The 880-nt window shown below is 35.2% G+C and carries 1 protein-coding gene; it reads left to right on the forward strand.

Going from position 1 to position 880, the window contains the following annotated elements; translation table 11 throughout:
• Positions 1 to 99 precede the first annotated feature (99 nt).
• The gene (locus RFX69_RS13110) at positions 100 to 846 is read left to right on the forward strand and encodes an IS5-like element ISAba31 family transposase (RefSeq protein ID WP_002122556.1); all 747 of its coding nucleotides are present in this window, start codon (positions 100 to 102) and stop codon (positions 844 to 846) included.
• Positions 847 to 880 lie beyond the last annotated feature (34 nt).

The raw sequence follows: 880 nt of genomic DNA on the forward strand, positions 1-880 counted from the left end.
AAAAATTGAGCGAAATGGATAGGGTGTGTTGACACTTTTAGCTTAAAAAAATAGCGAAGTAGTAAAATCAAATCGCCAAAACCAATTTTACTATTCGCTATGCCTCGTACCATGCTGACAGATCAACACTGGCAAAAGTTGAAAGTTATTCTGCGTAATTTATCCATTCACCACAACTCAAATTTACGCAATTTTATTGAAGCTATTCTCTATAGAATTAGAACAGGCTGTCCGTGGCGAGATATTCCTTGCTGTTTTGGTCATTCAAACTCTATTTTCAAACGTTTTAATCGTTGGTCAAGCAGCGGTAAGTTTCTTAGATTATTCAAATTACTAGCCTCATGCCCCGATATGGAGTGGATTTTTATTGATGGCTCTCATGTACGTGCTCATCAACATTCTGCCGGCATAGCGAATCAATCTATTTCTAAAAGTGTAGGAGGAAACTCCTCAAAAATACATTTGATTGTTGATGCACATGGCAATCCTATTGATTTCATGATTACCGATGGAACCACACATGATGTTAAAGTTGCACCTGATTTAATATCAACATTAGATTTAAAAGAGACAAAAGTGGTATGTGCAGATAAAGGCTATGATTCAGAACCACTGCGTGAACAGATCAGGAAAACAGGGACTAAAGCGAATATACCAAAGAAAACAAATAGCCAATCGAACAATGACCATATGGACTGGTATTTATATAAAATCAGGCATTTAGTTGAAAATATGTTTTGTAGATTAAAGCAATTTAGAGGAATAGCTACTCGATATGACAAGCTCAAAAGAAATTATCAAAGTTCTGTTGCTTTAGCATGTATATTTTTATGGCTACCTTTATAGGGTTAATTATGAACAGTAAATGTCAACAAACCCT

It is taken from the genome of Acinetobacter sp. 148 (genome assembly GCF_031196675.1).
Taxonomy (GTDB): Bacteria; Pseudomonadota; Gammaproteobacteria; order Pseudomonadales; family Moraxellaceae; genus Acinetobacter; species Acinetobacter baumannii.